A 16505-nucleotide genomic window follows, 5' to 3' on the forward strand; every position below is an offset into this window, starting at 1 on the left:
TGTTGCGGAAATCGGTGGCAAGGGGGCCGTCGCCTTCGGCGACGGCAACCCACCACCATCTACGAAACTTGAATTCAGGAAAGATTCAAGTTTCTATCGGGGCGACAACTATTTTGCCGCGGGGGGATATGGCTGCTGATGCTTGCGATCCCTTACGCGGTCATCTCGTTTGCCGTGACCGAGACGCCCTATCTCAGCCGGATCGGGGCGCTAGGCGACCCGTCGTACGGCATTTATGTCTACGCCTTCCTGATCCAGCAAACCTTGATGGCGCTATTCCCGCACATCGGGTTCGGGGCATTCGTGCTTGCGTCGATCATTCTGTCGGTCGCCTCCGGTTACATGTCTTGGCACATCATCGAGAAACCTGCGCTACGGCTTAAAAATTTCGCCGCGCAACCGAACACGGCGAGCGGTAACAAAAACAACCGCCGTGCAAGTGCTGGTTGAAAACGACGCGTACGCGAGCAGATAGACCGTAGTTGTCGACGCTGCCCGCGTTTGCGTTGTTGGTCGTCGTGCCGACTATGCCGGATGTTTGCGAGGGCGTGATGGCGCCGGTCGCCGTCAGCGTCGTGACGGTATTGCCGAACGACGGATTGGTCGAGGGGCCATTCGAAATCAGGAAGCCGCCCGACGATCCGGGCGAGATGAACGTGAACCCGGTCGAATTGCCGATCGCGACATCGTATTGCGTGACGCCCGTGAGGACCGCCGCAGACGGACCGCCCCAGGCCGGCGCGCTCGATGCGCCGGTCGAGACGATCGCTTGACTTGGCATTGCGTATTGCCATGTCGGTAAGCGCCATGTCCGCTCCTCTGCTGGGGTGCCGTTTGAGCGATGTCGGGGTTCTGGTTTGGGGGCTGAGGAACCCCGAAAGAACCCCTGCCGATGCGTTGCTTTGGCTGAGGGAGCTTTGCAGAAGTTCGCAACAAAAAAACCGCAAAGCTATGCCGGGCGGGTTTTTTGTTGTGAGACGTGGGAGGCGCTTGGAACTGAGCTGGTCCCCCCGACAGGAATCGAACCTGTATCTAGCGCTTAGGAGGCGCTTGTTCTATCCATTGAACTACGGGGAGAGCCATGTCCGGGAGACACGCGCAAAAAACGCGAACCGGACGGCGGTGTGGACAGCGCGCAGAGTATAGCAAACGCGCGGCGCATCGGCGGGGCGGAATGCACGCCGACGCGCGCGATCGCGCAATCAGCCGCGATCGGAAAACCAGGGAATCAGCGAATCAGCGAGTCAGCGAATCAGAAATCGACGACGACAAAATCTTCCTTGCCCACATCGCACAGCGGGCAGCGCCAGTCGGCGGGGATGTCGGCGAAACGGGTGCCGGGCGCGAGGCCTTCGTCGGGCAGCCCTTCCGCTTCGTTGTAGACCCACCCGCAAATCAGGCAGACCCAGCTCTGGTATTCGGTTACTTCGCTCATGTAGCGCTCGGGAAAAGGGAAATTCGGTGATGCAATCCGCAGCGTCGCCGGCGGACGAAAGGCGCAATGGTACCGGAATTTCGCCGAACGGCTCCGCAACGTCGTTTTAAACGTACGCATCGCGAACAATGCAACCGAAACACGGTTGCCGTTCGCGAGGTGTATGCTTCCGGGGCTGTCCAATCATAAGGAGAATGCGATGCTGAACAGAAAGTGGATCGCAGGTGCGGTATGCGTGGCGGCAATGGCCGTGTCGACGGTCGCACGGGCCGAGGCGCGCGTGTATTTCGAAGCGCCGAGCGACGGCGCGACGGTGTCGAACCCGGTGCTCGTGAAGTTCGGGCTCGAAGGGATGGAGCTTCGGCCCGCCGGCGACATGACGCCGAACACCGGCCATCATCACCTGCTGATCGACGGCCGGCCGATTCCGAAGGGCGACGTGATTCCCGCAAGCGAGCGCTCGCTGCACTTCGGCAAGGCGCAGACCGAAACCGAAATCAAGCTGCCGCCCGGCCAGCACACGCTGACGCTGCAGTTCGGCGACGGCATCCACCGGTCGTACGGCCCCGAAATGAGCTCGACGATCACGGTCAACGTGAAGTAATCACGCGTGCCGCGTACGGGCGCCCGAGGCGTCCGGCGGGCCGGCCACAGGCATCCGGCCGACGTTGGCTTTCGCTCAGAACCCGCGGCGCGGCTCCGCTACCGAAAGCCGGGTGCACCCGGCGCGCCATCGCATCGCGTCGCTGCGCGTCGATGGCCGCTGCCTGCCGTCAAAAGCGCGTTCCAACCTGCCTCTCAACCCGTTTACCGGCCTAGTCCGTCCAGCCATAGCGGTGCCGCCGCTCGCGACCGGTACAATGGGCGCTTCCGATTTCTCTCTTCGCCGTCTCCCCATGTCGCTCTATTCCATTTCCGGCGCGCAGCTCGCGTTCGGTCACGTCGCGTTGCTCGATCACGCGGATTTCTCGCTGGAAGCCGGCGAGCGCGTCGGCCTGATCGGCCGCAACGGCGCGGGCAAGTCGTCGCTGCTGAAGATCGTCGCCGGGCTCGCGAAGCCCGACGACGGGCTCGTCACGCGCCAGCAGGAACTCGTGACCGTCTATGTGCCGCAGGAGCCCGAATTCGAGCCGGGCGCGACGGTGTTCGATGCGGTCGCGTCGGGGCTCGCGCACACGCGCGAACTGCTCGAGGAATACGATTCGATCGCGCACCGCCTCGCGGATATACCCGAAGGCGCCGAACACGATGCACTGCTCGCGCGGATGAACGCCCTGCAGTCGTCGCTCGACGCGCACGACGCATGGAGCTGGCGCACGCGCGTATCGATGACGCTCGCGCAGATCGGCCTGGCGGACGTCGATGCGCCCGTCGATGCCTTGTCGGGCGGGATGCAGAAGCGCGTCGCGCTGGCGCGCGCGCTGGTGCTGCAGCCCGACGTGCTGCTGCTCGACGAACCGACCAACCACCTCGACTTCGACGGCATCCGCTGGCTGGAAGAGCTGCTGGTCGCGCAGCGCGCCGGCCTGCTGTTCATCACGCACGATCGCGCGTTCCTCGACCGCGTCGCAACGCGCATCGTCGATCTCGACCGCGGCCGGTTGCTGTCGTACCCGGGCAATTTCTCCGCATACCAGACGCGCAAGGCGCAGCAACTCGAAATCGAGCGCGTGGAAAACGAGAAGTTTGACAAGCTGCTCGCGCAGGAAGAAGTGTGGATCCGCAAGGGCGTCGAAGCGCGCCGCACGCGCAGCGTCGGCCGCATCGCGCGGCTCGTGCAGATGCGCAACGAGCGCGCGGAGCGCCGCAACTCGCTGGGCAACGTGAAGCTCGACGTCGCGCAGGGCGAGAAGTCCGGCAAGATCGTCGCGGAGCTGACCGACGTGACGAAGCGCTATGGCGGCCGCGCGGTCGTCGATCGCTTCTCGACGACGGTGATGCGCGGCGACAAGATCGGCTTCATCGGCCCGAACGGCGCCGGCAAGACGACGCTGCTCAAGCTGATTCTCGGCGAACTGAAGCCCGACGAAGGCACGGTGCGCATCGGCACCAACCTGCAGGTCGCGTATTTCGACCAGATGCGTGCGCAGCTCGACCAGGAAAAGAGCCTCGCGGATACGATCAGCCCCGGCAGCGAATGGGTCGAGATCGGCGGCGTGCGCAAGCACGTGATGAGCTATCTCGGCGATTTCCTGTTCGCGCCGGAGCGTGCGCGTTCGCCGGTGAAGTCGCTGTCGGGCGGCGAGCGCAACCGGCTGCTGCTCGCGCGCCTGTTCGCGCGTCCGGCCAACGTGCTGGTGCTCGACGAACCGACCAACGACCTCGACATCCAGACGCTCGAACTGCTCGAGGAGCTGCTGGCCGACTACGACGGCACGGTGCTGCTCGTCAGCCATGATCGCGCGTTCCTCGACAACGTCGTGACGTCGGTGATCGCGGCCGAGGGTGACGGCAAGTGGCGCGAATATGTGGGCGGCTTCAGCGACTGGCAGATCCAGAGCGCGCGCGCGGATCAGCTCGCGCAGCAGGACGCCGCGAAGCGTGCGGTCAAGGATGCGGCACCCGTCAAGGAAGACGCGGCGAAAAGCGCCGCGGGCCGCAACGCGCAACGCACGGTGAAGTTGTCGTTCAACGAGCAGCGCGAGCTCGATTCGCTGCCGGAGAAGATCGCCGCGCTCGAAGAGGAGCAGAAGACCATCAACGCCAGGCTCGAAGACGGCTCGATTTTCGCGAAGGATCCGCAGGAAGGCACGCGCCTGACCGAGCGGTTTGCGGCGATCGACGACGAATTGCTCGCCGCGCTCGAACGGTGGGAAACGCTCGAGGCGAAGCGCAAGCCCGCGTAATACGCAGACGCGTCGCGCGGCCGGTGGCCGCTGCGCGCGATTCCGCGATTGGCGTGCCACGCGGAACCAGTAAAATACCGCGCGTCCCGGGCAGCGCAGCGCACGCCGCGCGCCCGCTTTCGGAGCAGTCCAAGCACACCGTTGTTTCGATTCGCTTTTTTACGGAACTCAACGTTTTGTCCACGACGTTATCCACACGAGGTGTGGACAACGTCCCGATGAATGACGAAATTCAGCGCCTATGTCAACGAAGAAACCCAGCGCGGCCTATAGCGAAGCATCGATCAAGGTGCTCAAGGGTCTCGAGCCGGTCAAGCAGCGGCCCGGCATGTACACCCGTACCGAGAATCCGCTGCACATCATCCAGGAAGTCATCGACAACGCGTCCGACGAGGCGCTCGGCGGCTACGGCAAGCAGATCACGGTTACGCTGCACGCCGACCAGTCGGTCTCCGTCGAAGACGACGGCCGCGGCATCCCGTTCGGCATGCACCCGGAAGAGGGTGTGCCGGTCGTCGAGATCGTATTCACGCGCCTGCACGCGGGCGGCAAGTTCGACAAGGCCGCCGGTGGCGCCTACACGTTCTCCGGCGGCCTGCACGGCGTCGGCGTGTCGGTGACGAACGCGCTGGCCACGCGCCTCGATGTGACGGTCTGGCGCGACGGCAAGATCGCGGAACTCGGCTTCGCCGAAGGCGATGTCGTGAAGCCGCTCTCGACGCAGGGCGCAGGCCGCGGCGAGAAGAAATCCGGCACGCGCGTGCAGGTGTGGCCGAACCCGAAGTACTTCGATTCGCCGAACCTGCCGCTCGGCGAACTGCAGCGCCTGCTGCGCTCGAAGGCCGTGCTGCTGCCGGGCGTCGAGGTCGTGTTCGTCAACGAGAAGAGTGGCGAGCGCCAGACGTGGAAGTATGAAGACGGCCTGCGCGGCTACCTGCTCGACGAAATGAACGGCAGCGAGCTGCTGATCCCGCTGTTCGAAGGCGAGCGTTTCGCCGATTCGCGTTCGGGCGACGACACCTTCGCCGAAGGCGAGGGCGCGTCGTGGGTCGTCGCATGGAGCGAGGAAGGCTCGCTCGTGCGCGAGTCGTACGTGAACCTGATCCCGACGCCGGCCGGCGGCACGCATGAATCCGGCCTGCGCGACGGTCTCTACCAGGCGGTGAAAAGCTTCGTCGAGCTGCACAACCTGCAGCCAAAGGGCGTGAAGCTGCTCGCGGAAGACGTGTTCGCGCGCGTGTCGTTCGTGCTGTCCGCGAAGGTGCTCGATCCGCAGTTCCAGGGGCAGATCAAGGAACGCCTGAACAGCCGCGACGCGGTGAAGCTCGTGTCGTCGTTCTCGCGTCCTGCGCTGGAGCTGTGGCTGAACCAGCACGTCGAGCACGGCAAGAAGCTCGCCGAACTCGTGATCAAGCAGGCGCAGGCGCGCACGCGCGCCGGCCAGAAGGTCGAGAAGCGCAAGAGCTCGGGCGTCGCGGTGCTGCCCGGTAAGCTGACCGACTGCGAGACGGAAGATATCGCGCGCAACGAACTGTTCCTCGTCGAGGGCGATTCGGCGGGCGGCTCCGCGAAGATGGGCCGCGACAAGGAATACCAGGCGATCCTGCCGCTGCGCGGCAAGGTGCTGAACACGTGGGAAACCGAGCGCGACCGCCTGTTCGCGAACAACGAGGTGCACGACATCTCGGTCGCGATCGGCGTCGATCCGCACAGCCCCGATGAAAGCGTCGACCTGTCGAACCTGCGCTACGGCAAGATCTGCATCCTGTCGGACGCGGACGTCGACGGCTCGCACATCCAGGTGCTGCTGCTCACGCTGTTCTTCAAGCATTTCCCGCAACTGATCGAGCGCGGCCATGTGTGCGTTGCGCGCCCGCCGCTGTTCCGCGTCGACGCGCCCGCGCGCGGCAAGAAGGCCGCGCAGAAGCTCTATGCGCTCGACGACGGCGAGCTCGAAGCGATCCTCGACAAGCTGCGCAAGGACGGCGTGCGCGAGACGCAATGGAGCATCAGCCGCTTCAAGGGTCTCGGCGAAATGAGCGCCGAGCAGCTGTGGGATACCACGATGAACCCCGACACGCGCCGCCTGATGCCGGTGAAGCTCGGCGAGCTCGACTACGAGGCGACCGTCGCGCGCATGACGATGCTGATGGGCAAGGGCGAGGCAGCCGCGCGGCGCGGCTGGCTCGAGGAAAAGGGCAACGACGTCGAAGCGGACATCTAAGCCGAGCACCTGCGCGGCCGGGCATGACACCCGGCCCGGCCTCACGCCACTTACGAATACGGAATTCAGATGGACGACAACACTTCCGATCTCTTCGCCGGCCCCGATGCACCGGATGCCGAAGCGCTGACGCTCGGCAACTACGCGGAGCAGGCGTATCTCAGCTACGCGGTCAGCGTCGTGAAGAGCCGCGCGCTGCCCGACGTGTGCGACGGCCAGAAGCCGGTGCAGCGCCGGATCCTGTTCGCGATGAACGAAATGGGCCTCGGCCCCGACGCGAAGCCGGTGAAATCGGCACGCGTGGTCGGCGACGTGCTCGGTAAATACCACCCGCACGGCGACCAGTCGGCGTACGACGCACTGGTGCGTCTCGCGCAGGATTTCTCGCTGCGCTACCCGCTGATCGACGGGCAGGGCAATTTCGGCTCGCGCGACGGCGACGGCGCGGCGGCGATGCGATACACCGAAGCACGTCTCACGCCGATCGCGAAGCTGCTGCTCGACGAGATCGACCAGGGCACGGTCGACTTCATGCCGAACTACGACGGCTCGTTCGAAGAGCCGAAGACGCTGCCGAGCCGCATGCCGTTCGTGCTGCTGAACGGCGCGTCGGGCATCGCGGTCGGTCTCGCGACCGAAATCCCGTCGCACAACCTGCGTGAAGTCGCAGCGGCGGCGGTCTCGCTGATCCGCAATCCGAAGCTCACGCACGCAGAGCTGATGAACCTGATCCCCGGCCCGGATTTCCCGGGCGGCGGCCAGATCATCTCGAGCGACGCGGAAATCGCGGCGGCCTACGAAACGGGCCGCGGCAGCCTCAAGGTGCGCGCGCGCTGGAAGATCGAGGATCTCGCGCGCGGCCAGTGGCAACTGGTCGTCACCGAGCTGCCGCCGAGTACGTCGGGCCAGAAGGTGCTCGAGGAAATCGAGGAGCTGACGAACCCGAAGCTCAAGCTCGGCAAGAAGACGCTGACGCCCGAGCAGCTCAACACGAAGAAGGCGATGCTCGACCTGCTCGACGCGGTGCGCGACGAGTCGGGCAAGGAAGCGGCGGTGCGGCTCGTGTTCGAGCCGAAGTCGCGCACGATCGACCAGACGGAATTCGTGAACACGCTGCTCGCGTACACGAGCCTCGAATCGAACGCGACGCTGAACCTCGTGATGATCGGCGCCGACGGCCGGCCGGGCCAGAAGGGCCTGCTGACGATCCTCGACGAATGGGTGAAGTTCCGCCAGCTGACGATGACGCGCCGGTGCCGCCATCGTCTCGCGAAGGTCGACGACCGCATCCACATCCTCGAAGGGCGGATGATCGTCTTCCTGAACATCGACGAGGTGATCCGCATCATCCGCGAGTCGGACGAGCCGAAGGCCGCGCTGATGAGCGCGTTCGGCCTCAGCGAACGGCAGGCGGAAGACATTCTCGAAATCCGGCTGCGTCAGCTCGCGCGGCTCGAGAAGATCAAGATCGAGAAGGAACTCGAAGCGCTGCGCGACGAAAAGGCGAAGCTCGAGGAACTGCTCGCAAACGAAAGCGCGATGAAGCGGCTGATGATCAAGGAGATCGAGGCCGATGCGAAGCAGTACGGCGACGAGCGCCGCACGCTGATCCAGCAGGAAAAGCGCGCGACCTTCGAGGCGAAGGTGGTCGACGAGCCGGTGACGGTGGTCGTGTCGCAGAAGGGCTGGGTGCGTGCGCTGAAGGGCCACGGGCTCGACCCGGCCAGCTTCTCGTTCAAGGCCGGCGACCATCTGTACGCGGCGTTCCAGTGCCGCACGCCGGATCGTCTGATCGCGTGGGGCAGCAGCGGCCGCGTGTACTCGGTCGACGTGTCGGTGCTGCCGGGCGGGCGCGGTGACGGCGTGCCGGTCACGTCGCTGATCGAGCTCGAATCGGGCTCGCACCTGATGCACTACTACGCGGCGCCGGCCGACCAGCAACTGCTGCTCGCGTCGAGCAACGGCTTCGGCTTCCTCGCGAAGGTTGGCGACATGGTGAGCCGCGTGAAGGCCGGCAAGGCGTTCATGACGATCGACGCAGGCGCGGTGCCGCTCGCGCCGATGCCCGTGCTGCCGAACGCGAAGCAGGTTGCCTGCCTGTCGAGCGGCGGCCGCCTGCTGGTGTTCGGCATGGACGAGATGAAGACGCTGTCCGGCGGCGGTCGCGGCGTGATCCTGATGGCGCTCGACGACAAGGAAACGCTCGTGCAGGCGCTCGCGATCGATCCGGCCGGCGTCGTGCTGATCGGCACGGGCCGTGGCGGCAAGGCGATGGACGAGACGCTGTCGTACGCGGCGCTCGCGCCGCACGTCGGCAAGCGCGCGCGCAAGGGCCGCGCGCCGGAGACGAAGCTCAAGGTCGTCAGCGAGCTGCGTCCGCTGCTCGGCTGACGCGACGCACGATCGATCGTTCGTTCGGTTCGGCCGCGATCGAAGGCCGCACCTCCGCTTCGGCGGACGTGCGGCCTTTTCTTTTTGGCATGGGGATTCGGGTAAGCAAGCGTGGCGCTGTCACGCGGAACTTGCAAAATAGTGTGAAATCGCGCCTGGGGTCTGAACCGCGCAGCGACAATCCGGTCGAACGTCGCTCGATGCCGCGTGCGACGCGGCCGTTCGCCGCACCCAACTCCTCACAGGATTGCCGTCATGTCCCATGCTGTCGCCGTCGCGCTGTTTCTTCACCTGCTGGCCGTCGCCGTGTGGGTGGGCGGGATGGTCTTCGCCAACTTCTGCCTGCGCCCGGCGCTGTCCGACCTGTCGCCGCAGCTTCGGTTGCCGCTGATCGAAGGCGTGTTCGGCCGCTTCTTCAACTGGGTATCGGGTTCCGTGATCGTGATCCTGCTGTCCGGCGGCTTCCTGCTCATGGAATTCGGTGGCGCGCACGCGACGTGGTCGCTGCACGCGATGGCCGGGCTCGGCGTCGTGATGATGCTGATCTTCGGGCATATCCGGTTCGCGCTGTTCCCGCGCATCCGCCGCGCGGTGCAGGCGCAAAAGTGGCCGGACGGCGCACGCGCGGTGAACACGGTGCGCCTGCTCGTCGTCGTGAACCTCGTGCTCGGCGTCGTCACGATCGGCGCGGCGGTGCTGTCTCGCGGTTTCTGATTGACCGGAGTCGGCCGGCGTGCAGCCGCCGGTGCGCCGCAAGCGCCGCTACGCGGCCAGCATCGCGTCGAGCAGCCATGAGCCGGCCGGGCCGAGCGGCCGGTTGCGCGACCAGACCGCATCGACCCGCACGCGGCGCGGCCAGCCGCGCGCACGCAGTTCGCACAGCCGATCGTGCGCAAAGTGGTCGACCATCCAGCGCGGCAGTTCGGCCCAGCCGAACCCCAGCACGGCCATCTCCAGCAGCATCAGGTAGCTCGGTGCCAGCCAGTGCTGCGTGCCGACGACGATCCGGTCGTCGGCGCTGCGGCCTTCCGTCTTCACATAGGTATTGAGGCGCAGTTCGCGCACGTCGCGCAGCGCGGTGTGCGGCACGTCGGCGTCGCCGTATTCGGCGAGCGGGTGCGTGCGGCCGACGAATAGCCCGATCTCCGATTCCTCCGCGATCGTCGCCGCGCCGATATCGGCCGGATAGGCCGCGCGCGCGGCCATCAGCCCGAGCTGCGCGCGCCCTTGCTGGATCAGGTCGAGCACGTCCTCGTGCTCGGCGATCTGGCATTCGAGCTCAAGCGCCGGAAAGCGCCGTTCGAGTGCCATCAACGTTTCCTCGTAGCGCTTCGACTGGTACGTGTCGGACACGACGAGCGTCAGCCGTGCTTCCTCGCCACGCGCGAGCCGCGCGGCCATGCGGTCGATCGCCGCGCCGGCCTCGAGCGCGCGCTGCACCTGCGGCAGCAGCGCGCGCCCGGCATCGGTCAGCGTCGGCGCGCGCGTCGAGCGGTCGAACAACTGCACGCCGAGATCGATCTCGAGGTTCGCGATCGCCTCCGACACGGTCGACTGGCGCTTGCCGAGCTTGCGCGCGGCGGCCGTGAACGAGCCGAGCAGCGCGGCTTCGGCGAATGCGAGCAGGGCTTCGGGGGCGTGACGCATGCAGCACTCCTGGCGGCGTTATATCGGAAAAACCGATGATATCAAACTGGATTCATACGGTTGTGCCGATCAAAATGGCTGCCATGTACGAAGTAGACGAATCGGAGGGAATCATGAAACAGATCAACAAAACAGTGACGGAACGGCTGCTGCATGCACTGACATTCGAGCTGATCGCGATCGCGCTGTGCGCGCCGATCGGCGCGTGGCTGCTCGACATGCCGGTGTCGCACGTCGGCGTGCTGACGGTGATGGTGTCGCTGATCGCGATGGCGTGGAACATGGCGTTCAACACGCTGTTCGACCGCTTCGAGCGGCGGGCGGGCTTGAAGCGCACGCTCGGCATGCGGATCGCGCATGCGATCATGTTCGAGCTCGGTCTCGTCGCGATGGTGGTGCCGGTTGCCGCGTGGTGGCTGAACGTGAGCCTCGTCGAGGCGCTGCTGCTCGACCTCGGCATCGTGCTGTTCTTCCTGCCTTACACGTTCTGCTTCAACCTCGCATACGACGCGCTGCGCGCTCGCTGGATGGAACGCCGGGTTGCGGTGCAGGCAGGTTGAGGACGAGCGAGACCGGCGAATGCCGGCAGAGGCCGGCGGCCGTCGCCGGTCAGCGCGCGGCGGCCCACAGCCACACGCCGCACGCAGCCGCGACGGTGCCGTACACGGCATAGACGGGCACTTTGAAGCGCGCGAAGCACAGCGTCGCGAAGGCGCCCGTCAGCCAATAAACGGGGTCGGCCGGCTCGCGATGCAGGATCTTCACGACGGCGACGACGAGAAAACCCGTGGTCGCCGCGCGCAACAGGCGCATCCCGTGTTCGAAGCGCGAATGGCGCTTGAGCCGGAACAGGTGGTTCTGCGCGAACACGACGAGGCAGCCCGACGGAATGAACAGCGCGGCCGTCGCGGCCAGCGCGCCGACCCAGCCGTCGGTCAGGTAGCCGAGAAACGGCACGACATTCAGCAGCGGCCCCGGTGCGACGGGCGACAACGCGAACGCAAGCGTGAAGTCGTGATCGGAGATGCCCGTTGCCGGCGTGACGAACAGCGTCTTGAGCACGGGCAGCGCGGAGAAGCCGCCGCCGAACAGTGTCATGCCGGCGCCGGCGAGGCGCGGCCACAGCAGCGTCGCCTGATAGTCGCCGGGCAGCGGCATCGCGAACAGCGTGACGAGCACGCCGAGCAGCACGAGCAGGTTGCGGTCGCGGGCCGACAGCGTGACATCGACCGCGTCGCGTTGCGGTGGCCCCGTCAGCCAGCCCGCCGCGAACGCGGCGAAAAGAATCCCGACGAAGGCGGCCGGATTATGCGCAAAACCGAGCAGAATCGTCGACAGCGCGGCGATCAGCTGTTCGCGCCGCGTGCGAGCGAGCGAGCGCAACTGCTTGACCCACGTGACGCCGATCAGCGCGGCGAGCACCATCCCGAAGTGATTGATCAGCATCGGCGCGGCCAGCGAGCGCACGAGTGGCGTGCGATAGAAGATCGCGAACAGCGTCATCAGGATGGAGAACGGCAGCACGCTCGCGAGGCCGGCGACCCATGCGCCGATGCGGCCGTGCAGGATCTGGCCGACCTGTACTGCCACGTTGCAGCCGACGGGGCCTGGCACGAGCCAGGCCAGCGCGACGAGATCGCCGAATACGTGAGGCTCGATGCGCCGCAGCCGTTCCACGTAGTGGCGTTCGAGTTGCGCCATCATCGACAGCCCGCCCCACGAAACCGCCGAAATGCTCGCGACGACTTTGAACAGGTTCCACAGGGAAGCCTGCGCCTGTTCGACATCAGCAGTCGCTTCGATTTCGACGGTTGTCATGTTGGTAGGGTGGGCCGGAGGCCCGATCTCTCGCGTATAGCCATGCCGGCGGCCCGCCGACACGTTGGCCCTCCCGATTGTCCGCCGCGCACCGTGACACTGCCATGCGCGGAAACGCTAGTTCATGAACTAAACAATCAGATCGGAAAACGAAACAATGATGGTGTGCGCAAGGCCCGCCACGGCTGCGGTGCGCTCACGCGCCCGTGCTGCCGGTCGCGCGATGCGCGATCACGTTCGGCGGTTCGGCGCGCACGCCGAAGCGTGCGATCAGCGCGGGAATCGCGTCGGCCGGCACCGGTCGCGAGAACAGGAAGCCCTGCGCCTCGATCTCGCCGAGCGCGGACAGCCACGTGATCTGCTCCTCGGTTTCGGTGCCTTCGACGACGACGGTCAGGCCCAGCGAGCGCGCGAGATGCACGATCGACGACACCATCACGCACACGCTGCGATCGTTCGGGATCGCCTGCACGAACGAGCGGTCGACCTTCAGCGTGTCGACGGAGAAGCGGTGCAGGTACGACAGCGACGAATAGCCGGTGCCGAAATCGTCGAGCGCGATCCGGATGCCGAGCTTCTTCAGCGCGACGATCTTCTCGGACACGAGTTCCGGATACTCCATCATCGCGGTTTCGGTGATCTCGATTTCGAGGCGGTTCGCGTCGATGCCGGTTTCCTGCAGCGTGCGCGAGATCGTCTCGATCAGGTCGCCGCGCCAGAACTGCACCGGCGAGATGTTGACCGCGAGCGTCAGCGTGTCGTGGCCCTCGTCGCGCCAGCGCGCGATCTGCTCGCACGCGGTGCGGATCACGAAGTCGCCGATCGGCACGATCAGGCCGGTCGATTCGGCGATCGAAATGAATTCGTTCGCGGAGATGATCCCGTGTTCGGGGTGGTCCCAGCGCGCGAGCGCCTCGAAGCCGGTGATGGTGCGGTGGGTGAGGTCGATCTTCGGCTGGTATGCGAGGAACAGCTGCCCCTCGGCGAGCGCGACGCGCAATTGCTGTTCCCAGCGCATCAGGTGGTCGGCGCGGTGCGACAGGTGCGGCGCGTAGAACTGGTAGCAGTTCTTGCCGGCGTCCTTCGCGCTGTACATCGCGAGATCGGCCTTCTTCAGCAGGTCGATCTCGCTTTCGTTCGCGACGGTGTGCAGCGCGATGCCGATGCTCGCATGCAGCACGAACGAACTGCCGCGCACGTCGAACGGCTCGCCGAACATCCGAATGATCGCTTCCGCGAGCCGCACCGCGCGCCGCTCGACGTCGTCGCCCTTCATCACCACGACGAACTCGTCGCCGCCGATGCGCGCAAGCGAGCCTTCGTCGCCGACCGCATCGGACAGGCGCGACGCGGTCATCTGCAGCACGATGTCGCCGGCGTTGTGGCCGAGCGTGTCGTTGACGGTCTTGAAGTTGTCGAGATCGATGAACAGCAGCCCGAGCCGCGACAGGCTCGTCGGCATCGACACGTCGTTACGCAGCCCGCGCAGCGTCGCGTAGCGGTTCGCGAGGCCGGTGAGCAGGTCGTATTCGGCGAGCTGCGTCATTTCGCGCTCGCGGCCGAGCAGCTTGCCGATCAGGCCCGTCGCGACGCCGAAGAACGCGAGCATCGCGAGCGTGATGAAGCTCGTCATCAGCAGGTAGACGTTGCGCGTATGGTCGTAGTCCGCAAATTCCTCGGTTTGCGACAGCCCGACCATCACCGCGAGCGGGTAGCCGTCGAGGTGGCGGTACGACACGATGCGCGTCACGCCGTCGATCGGGTCGATGATCGTGCCCGTCACGCGCTCGGCGATCGGATAGACGCCCGACGCCGAAAACGCGCCCGGCGCGTTGCTGACCGAGCCCGTGCGCCGCGCGAGCACGGCACCCGTATCGGATACGACCGCGATCACGCCTTCCTTGCCGATCGCCGCGTTGTTGTAGAAGTCGTTCGTGAAGTAGCTCGGGTCTTCCGACACGACGACGATGCCCGCGAAGCTGCCGTCCGGGTTGTTCAGGCGCCGCGTCATCTGCAGCGTCCAGTGGCTCGACACGCGGCCGAGGACGGGCTTGCTGATGAACAGGCGATCGTCGTTGTGCGCGAGGTGGACCTTGAAGTGCTCGCGGTCGGACAGGTTGATCGGCTGCGGATGCAGCTCGGCGGTGTTCGCGAACAGGATGCCCTTCGCGTTGACGAGCGACACCTGGATCAGCGTGTCGCTCGGCACGACGCCTTTCTCGACGGCGCTGGCGAGGTTGAAGCGCGCGGGCGACTTCTCGAATTCGAACTTGACGAAGCGGGTGATCTGGTCGACCTGATGGATCGCCTTGACCGTGTGCTGCTCGAGCGCAGAGGAGAGGATCGCGGCGGAAGCCGCCGCTTCCTTGTACGCGCTGTCCTTTTCCACCGACAGACGCGCGATGATCACGGCCCACAGCAGCGCAAGCGCCAGCATCCCGAGCAGCGGGATCGCAAATAGCGCACGCCGGCGCGATTTGCGCGGCGCGCGTAGCGGCCGGGTCGGCGGCGTGTGGTTGGACCGGGCGGAGCTCATCGAAGAGGGTGGCGTCCTGCTCGCGTGCGCCATCCGTCTGGATGGCCGTCTAGGGTTCGGGTTGTCCCGACGTCTGTTCGTTCGCGGGACACGCAACCATGGACAGACCTCCGAAACAACGGATTAGGCCCGATATTACTGGCTGGAACGCTTTTGCGATAGTTGGGCGAATCGTAGGGGGCGCCGGACGGGCCGGCGCCATCGCACATCGCGAAATGTTACGCGGGGGACAGGAAGGTGCCGTTGACGACCGTGACGACCTGGCCGCCGATCCACGCGGTGCCGTCTTCGTCGTAGCGGACGAAGATGCGGCCCTCACGGCCGATCGCCGTCCCCTGGCGGACCGTATACGACTGGCCGGGGCGGCGTTCCTGCCGCGTCAGCAGCCCGGCGAGCGCCGCGTTTGCACTGCCGGTGACGGGATCCTCGCCGAAGCCGAAGTTGCCGCCCGTCATCAGGCAGCGGATTTCGAACGTCGCGGGGCCGCTGTCGGCGTGCGGCGCGTAGACCGCGAGGCCGTCCATGCCGTAGCGGTGCGTGAGCGCCGCCAGCGCGACCGGATCGGGCGACAGGCCGATGCACGCATCGGCCGACTTCAGCCGCACGACCAGCCACGGCGCACCGTTGTCGACCGCGCACGGCTCGGCCTCCAGGTCGATCGCGTTGCTGCGCAACGCGGCAGCCAGCGCCGCGTAGTCCGAACGGTCGAGCGGCGTGACGCGTGCCGGCGGCGCGGCAAATGCCCAGCCGTCGGCCTGCTTGCGCAGCGCGACCCGGCCGACCCCGCACTGCTGGATCAGCCGGCCCGGCGTGCGCGGCTGCGCGCCGCTTTCCAGGAACGCATGCGCGGTGCCCAGCGTCGGGTGGCCGGCGAACGGCAGTTCGCCCTCCGTCGTGAAGATCCGGACGCGGTAGTCGGCTTCCGGATCGGTCGGCGTGCAGACGAACGTCGTTTCCGACAGGTTCGTCCAGCGGGCGATCGCGAGCATGTCGTCGTCGCCGAGCGAATCGGCGTCGAACACCACGGCGAGCGCGTTGCCCTTGAACGGCACCGACGTGAACACGTCGACCTGCTTGAAACGGACCCGATGGTCGGACATCGCGATGCGCTCGTTACGCCACTTCGGCGATCAGCTCGATCTCGACGCACGCGCCGAGCGGGATCTGCGCAACGCCGAAGGCCGAGCGCGCGTGCTTGCCGGCGTCGCCGAACACTTCCGCGATCAGTTCCGACGCGCCGTTCGTCACGACGTGCTGTTCGGTGAAGTCGAGCGTCGAGTTGACGAGGCTCATCAGCTTGACGACGCGCGTGACCTTGTTCAGGTCGCCGGTGTGCGCGTGCAGCGTCGCGAGCAGGTCGATCGCGATCAAGCGGGCAGCGGCCTTGCCGTCTTCCGTCGTGAGATCGGCGCCGAGCTTGCCGGCCCAGACCTTGCCGTCCTTCTTCGCGATGTGGCCCGACAGGAAGACCGTGTTGCCGGTTTGCGCGCTCATCACGTAGGCGGCGGCCGGTGCGCCGGCGGTCGGGAGCTCGATACCGAGCGACTTGAGTTTGTCGTAGACGTTAGCCATGTATTCGATTCCTCGTTGAGAGTCGTGACAGGAAAA

At 66.0% G+C, this 16505-nt stretch carries 14 protein-coding genes and 1 tRNA gene; 8 read left to right on the forward strand and 7 right to left on the reverse strand.

Annotated elements, in window-relative coordinates:
* Positions 1–138 precede the first annotated feature (138 nt).
* Both QZM67_RS27710 and QZM67_RS27715 read left to right on the forward strand, forming a co-directional pair.
* Entirely contained in the window at positions 139–450 is a 312-nt protein-coding gene (locus tag QZM67_RS27710; RefSeq protein ID WP_301808307.1) for a hypothetical protein, read from the forward strand.
* A gap of 101 nt (positions 451–551) precedes the next feature.
* Positions 552–773, forward strand: coding sequence for a hypothetical protein (locus tag QZM67_RS27715; protein ID WP_301808309.1), 222 nt, complete (start codon positions 552–554; stop codon positions 771–773).
* 229 nt (positions 774–1002) lie between these two features.
* Here QZM67_RS27715 and QZM67_RS27720 read toward each other — a convergent pair.
* Positions 1003–1077 (reverse strand) — tRNA-Arg (locus tag QZM67_RS27720).
* Between the two features lie 175 nt (positions 1078–1252).
* Positions 1253–1435 (reverse strand): rubredoxin, encoded by a 183-nt coding sequence (locus QZM67_RS27725; protein ID WP_011352822.1) that lies wholly within the window; start codon positions 1433–1435, stop codon positions 1253–1255.
* A 199-nt stretch (positions 1436–1634) separates the two neighbouring features.
* Between QZM67_RS27725 and QZM67_RS27730 the strand changes: the two genes are divergently transcribed.
* From QZM67_RS27730 to QZM67_RS27750, 5 genes are all read left to right on the forward strand, one after another.
* Positions 1635–2039, forward strand: coding sequence for a DUF4399 domain-containing protein (locus tag QZM67_RS27730; RefSeq protein WP_301808311.1), 405 nt, complete (start codon positions 1635–1637; stop codon positions 2037–2039).
* Between the two features lie 256 nt (positions 2040–2295).
* Complete coding sequence (locus QZM67_RS27735; RefSeq protein WP_301808312.1) at positions 2296–4281, forward strand: ATP-binding cassette domain-containing protein; 1986 nt, start codon at positions 2296–2298, stop codon at positions 4279–4281.
* A gap of 241 nt (positions 4282–4522) precedes the next feature.
* On the forward strand, positions 4523–6505 hold the full coding sequence (parE, locus tag QZM67_RS27740) for a DNA topoisomerase IV subunit B (protein WP_175022439.1): 1983 nt from the start codon (positions 4523–4525) through the stop codon (positions 6503–6505).
* Positions 6506–6574: 69 nt separating this feature from the next.
* On the forward strand, positions 6575–8896 hold the full coding sequence (gene parC / locus QZM67_RS27745; RefSeq protein ID WP_175022438.1) for a DNA topoisomerase IV subunit A: 2322 nt from the start codon (positions 6575–6577) through the stop codon (positions 8894–8896).
* A 255-nt stretch (positions 8897–9151) separates the two neighbouring features.
* Positions 9152–9610 (forward strand): CopD family protein, encoded by a 459-nt coding sequence (locus tag QZM67_RS27750; protein ID WP_043189083.1) that lies wholly within the window; start codon positions 9152–9154, stop codon positions 9608–9610.
* Positions 9611–9658: 48 nt separating this feature from the next.
* Here QZM67_RS27750 and QZM67_RS27755 read toward each other — a convergent pair whose 3' ends face one another.
* Positions 9659–10543, reverse strand: coding sequence for a LysR family transcriptional regulator (locus QZM67_RS27755; protein WP_043189081.1), 885 nt, complete (start codon positions 10541–10543; stop codon positions 9659–9661).
* Positions 10544–10656: 113 nt separating this feature from the next.
* On the opposite strand from QZM67_RS27755, the gene QZM67_RS27760 reads away from it, so the two are divergent.
* Positions 10657–11103 carry a multidrug/biocide efflux PACE transporter gene (locus tag QZM67_RS27760; protein WP_175022437.1) on the forward strand — a complete coding sequence of 149 codons (447 nt, stop codon included), beginning with the start codon at positions 10657–10659 and terminating at the stop codon, positions 11101–11103.
* 49 nt (positions 11104–11152) lie between these two features.
* On the opposite strand, the gene QZM67_RS27765 is transcribed toward QZM67_RS27760, so the two are convergent.
* The 4 genes from QZM67_RS27765 to QZM67_RS27780 all read right to left on the reverse strand — a co-directional run bounded on the left by QZM67_RS27765 (position 11153) and on the right by QZM67_RS27780 (position 16469).
* Positions 11153–12361, reverse strand: coding sequence for a chromate transporter (locus tag QZM67_RS27765; protein ID WP_175022436.1), 1209 nt, complete (start codon positions 12359–12361; stop codon positions 11153–11155).
* A gap of 196 nt (positions 12362–12557) precedes the next feature.
* On the reverse strand, positions 12558–14897 hold the full coding sequence (locus QZM67_RS27770; RefSeq protein ID WP_301808317.1) for an EAL domain-containing protein: 2340 nt from the start codon (positions 14895–14897) through the stop codon (positions 12558–12560).
* A 218-nt stretch (positions 14898–15115) separates the two neighbouring features.
* Positions 15116–15997 (reverse strand): PhzF family phenazine biosynthesis protein, encoded by an 882-nt coding sequence (locus QZM67_RS27775; protein ID WP_301808319.1) that lies wholly within the window; start codon positions 15995–15997, stop codon positions 15116–15118.
* Between the two features lie 13 nt (positions 15998–16010).
* A complete protein-coding gene (locus QZM67_RS27780) occupies positions 16011–16469 on the reverse strand; it encodes a RidA family protein (RefSeq protein ID WP_301808320.1) in 459 nt (152 codons plus the stop codon).
* Positions 16470–16505 lie beyond the last annotated feature (36 nt).

The organism is Burkholderia sp. AU45251 (assembly GCF_030482905.1).
Lineage (GTDB): Bacteria > Pseudomonadota > Gammaproteobacteria > Burkholderiales > Burkholderiaceae > Burkholderia > Burkholderia aenigmatica.

Bases quoted from the DNA above. Each gene is read 5' to 3' on its own strand.
- QZM67_RS27710 (WP_301808307.1), top strand. From the start codon at position 139: ATGCTTGCGATCCCTTACGCGGTCATCTCGTTTGCCGTGACCGAGACG.
- QZM67_RS27715 (WP_301808309.1), top strand. From the start codon at position 552: ATGGCGCCGGTCGCCGTCAGCGTCGTGACGGTATTGCCGAACGACGGA.
- QZM67_RS27725 (WP_011352822.1), bottom strand. From the start codon at position 1,435: ATGAGCGAAGTAACCGAATACCAGAGCTGGGTCTGCCTGATTTGCGGG.
- QZM67_RS27730 (WP_301808311.1), top strand. From the start codon at position 1,635: ATGCTGAACAGAAAGTGGATCGCAGGTGCGGTATGCGTGGCGGCAATG.
- QZM67_RS27735 (WP_301808312.1), top strand. From the start codon at position 2,296: ATGGGCGCTTCCGATTTCTCTCTTCGCCGTCTCCCCATGTCGCTCTAT.
- parE (WP_175022439.1), top strand. From the start codon at position 4,523: ATGTCAACGAAGAAACCCAGCGCGGCCTATAGCGAAGCATCGATCAAG.
- parC (WP_175022438.1), top strand. From the start codon at position 6,575: ATGGACGACAACACTTCCGATCTCTTCGCCGGCCCCGATGCACCGGAT.
- QZM67_RS27750 (WP_043189083.1), top strand. From the start codon at position 9,152: ATGTCCCATGCTGTCGCCGTCGCGCTGTTTCTTCACCTGCTGGCCGTC.
- QZM67_RS27755 (WP_043189081.1), bottom strand. From the start codon at position 10,543: ATGCGTCACGCCCCCGAAGCCCTGCTCGCATTCGCCGAAGCCGCGCTG.
- QZM67_RS27760 (WP_175022437.1), top strand. From the start codon at position 10,657: ATGAAACAGATCAACAAAACAGTGACGGAACGGCTGCTGCATGCACTG.
- QZM67_RS27765 (WP_175022436.1), bottom strand. From the start codon at position 12,361: ATGACAACCGTCGAAATCGAAGCGACTGCTGATGTCGAACAGGCGCAG.
- QZM67_RS27770 (WP_301808317.1), bottom strand. From the start codon at position 14,897: ATGAGCTCCGCCCGGTCCAACCACACGCCGCCGACCCGGCCGCTACGC.
- QZM67_RS27775 (WP_301808319.1), bottom strand. From the start codon at position 15,997: ATGTCCGACCATCGGGTCCGTTTCAAGCAGGTCGACGTGTTCACGTCG.
- QZM67_RS27780 (WP_301808320.1), bottom strand. From the start codon at position 16,469: ATGGCTAACGTCTACGACAAACTCAAGTCGCTCGGTATCGAGCTCCCG.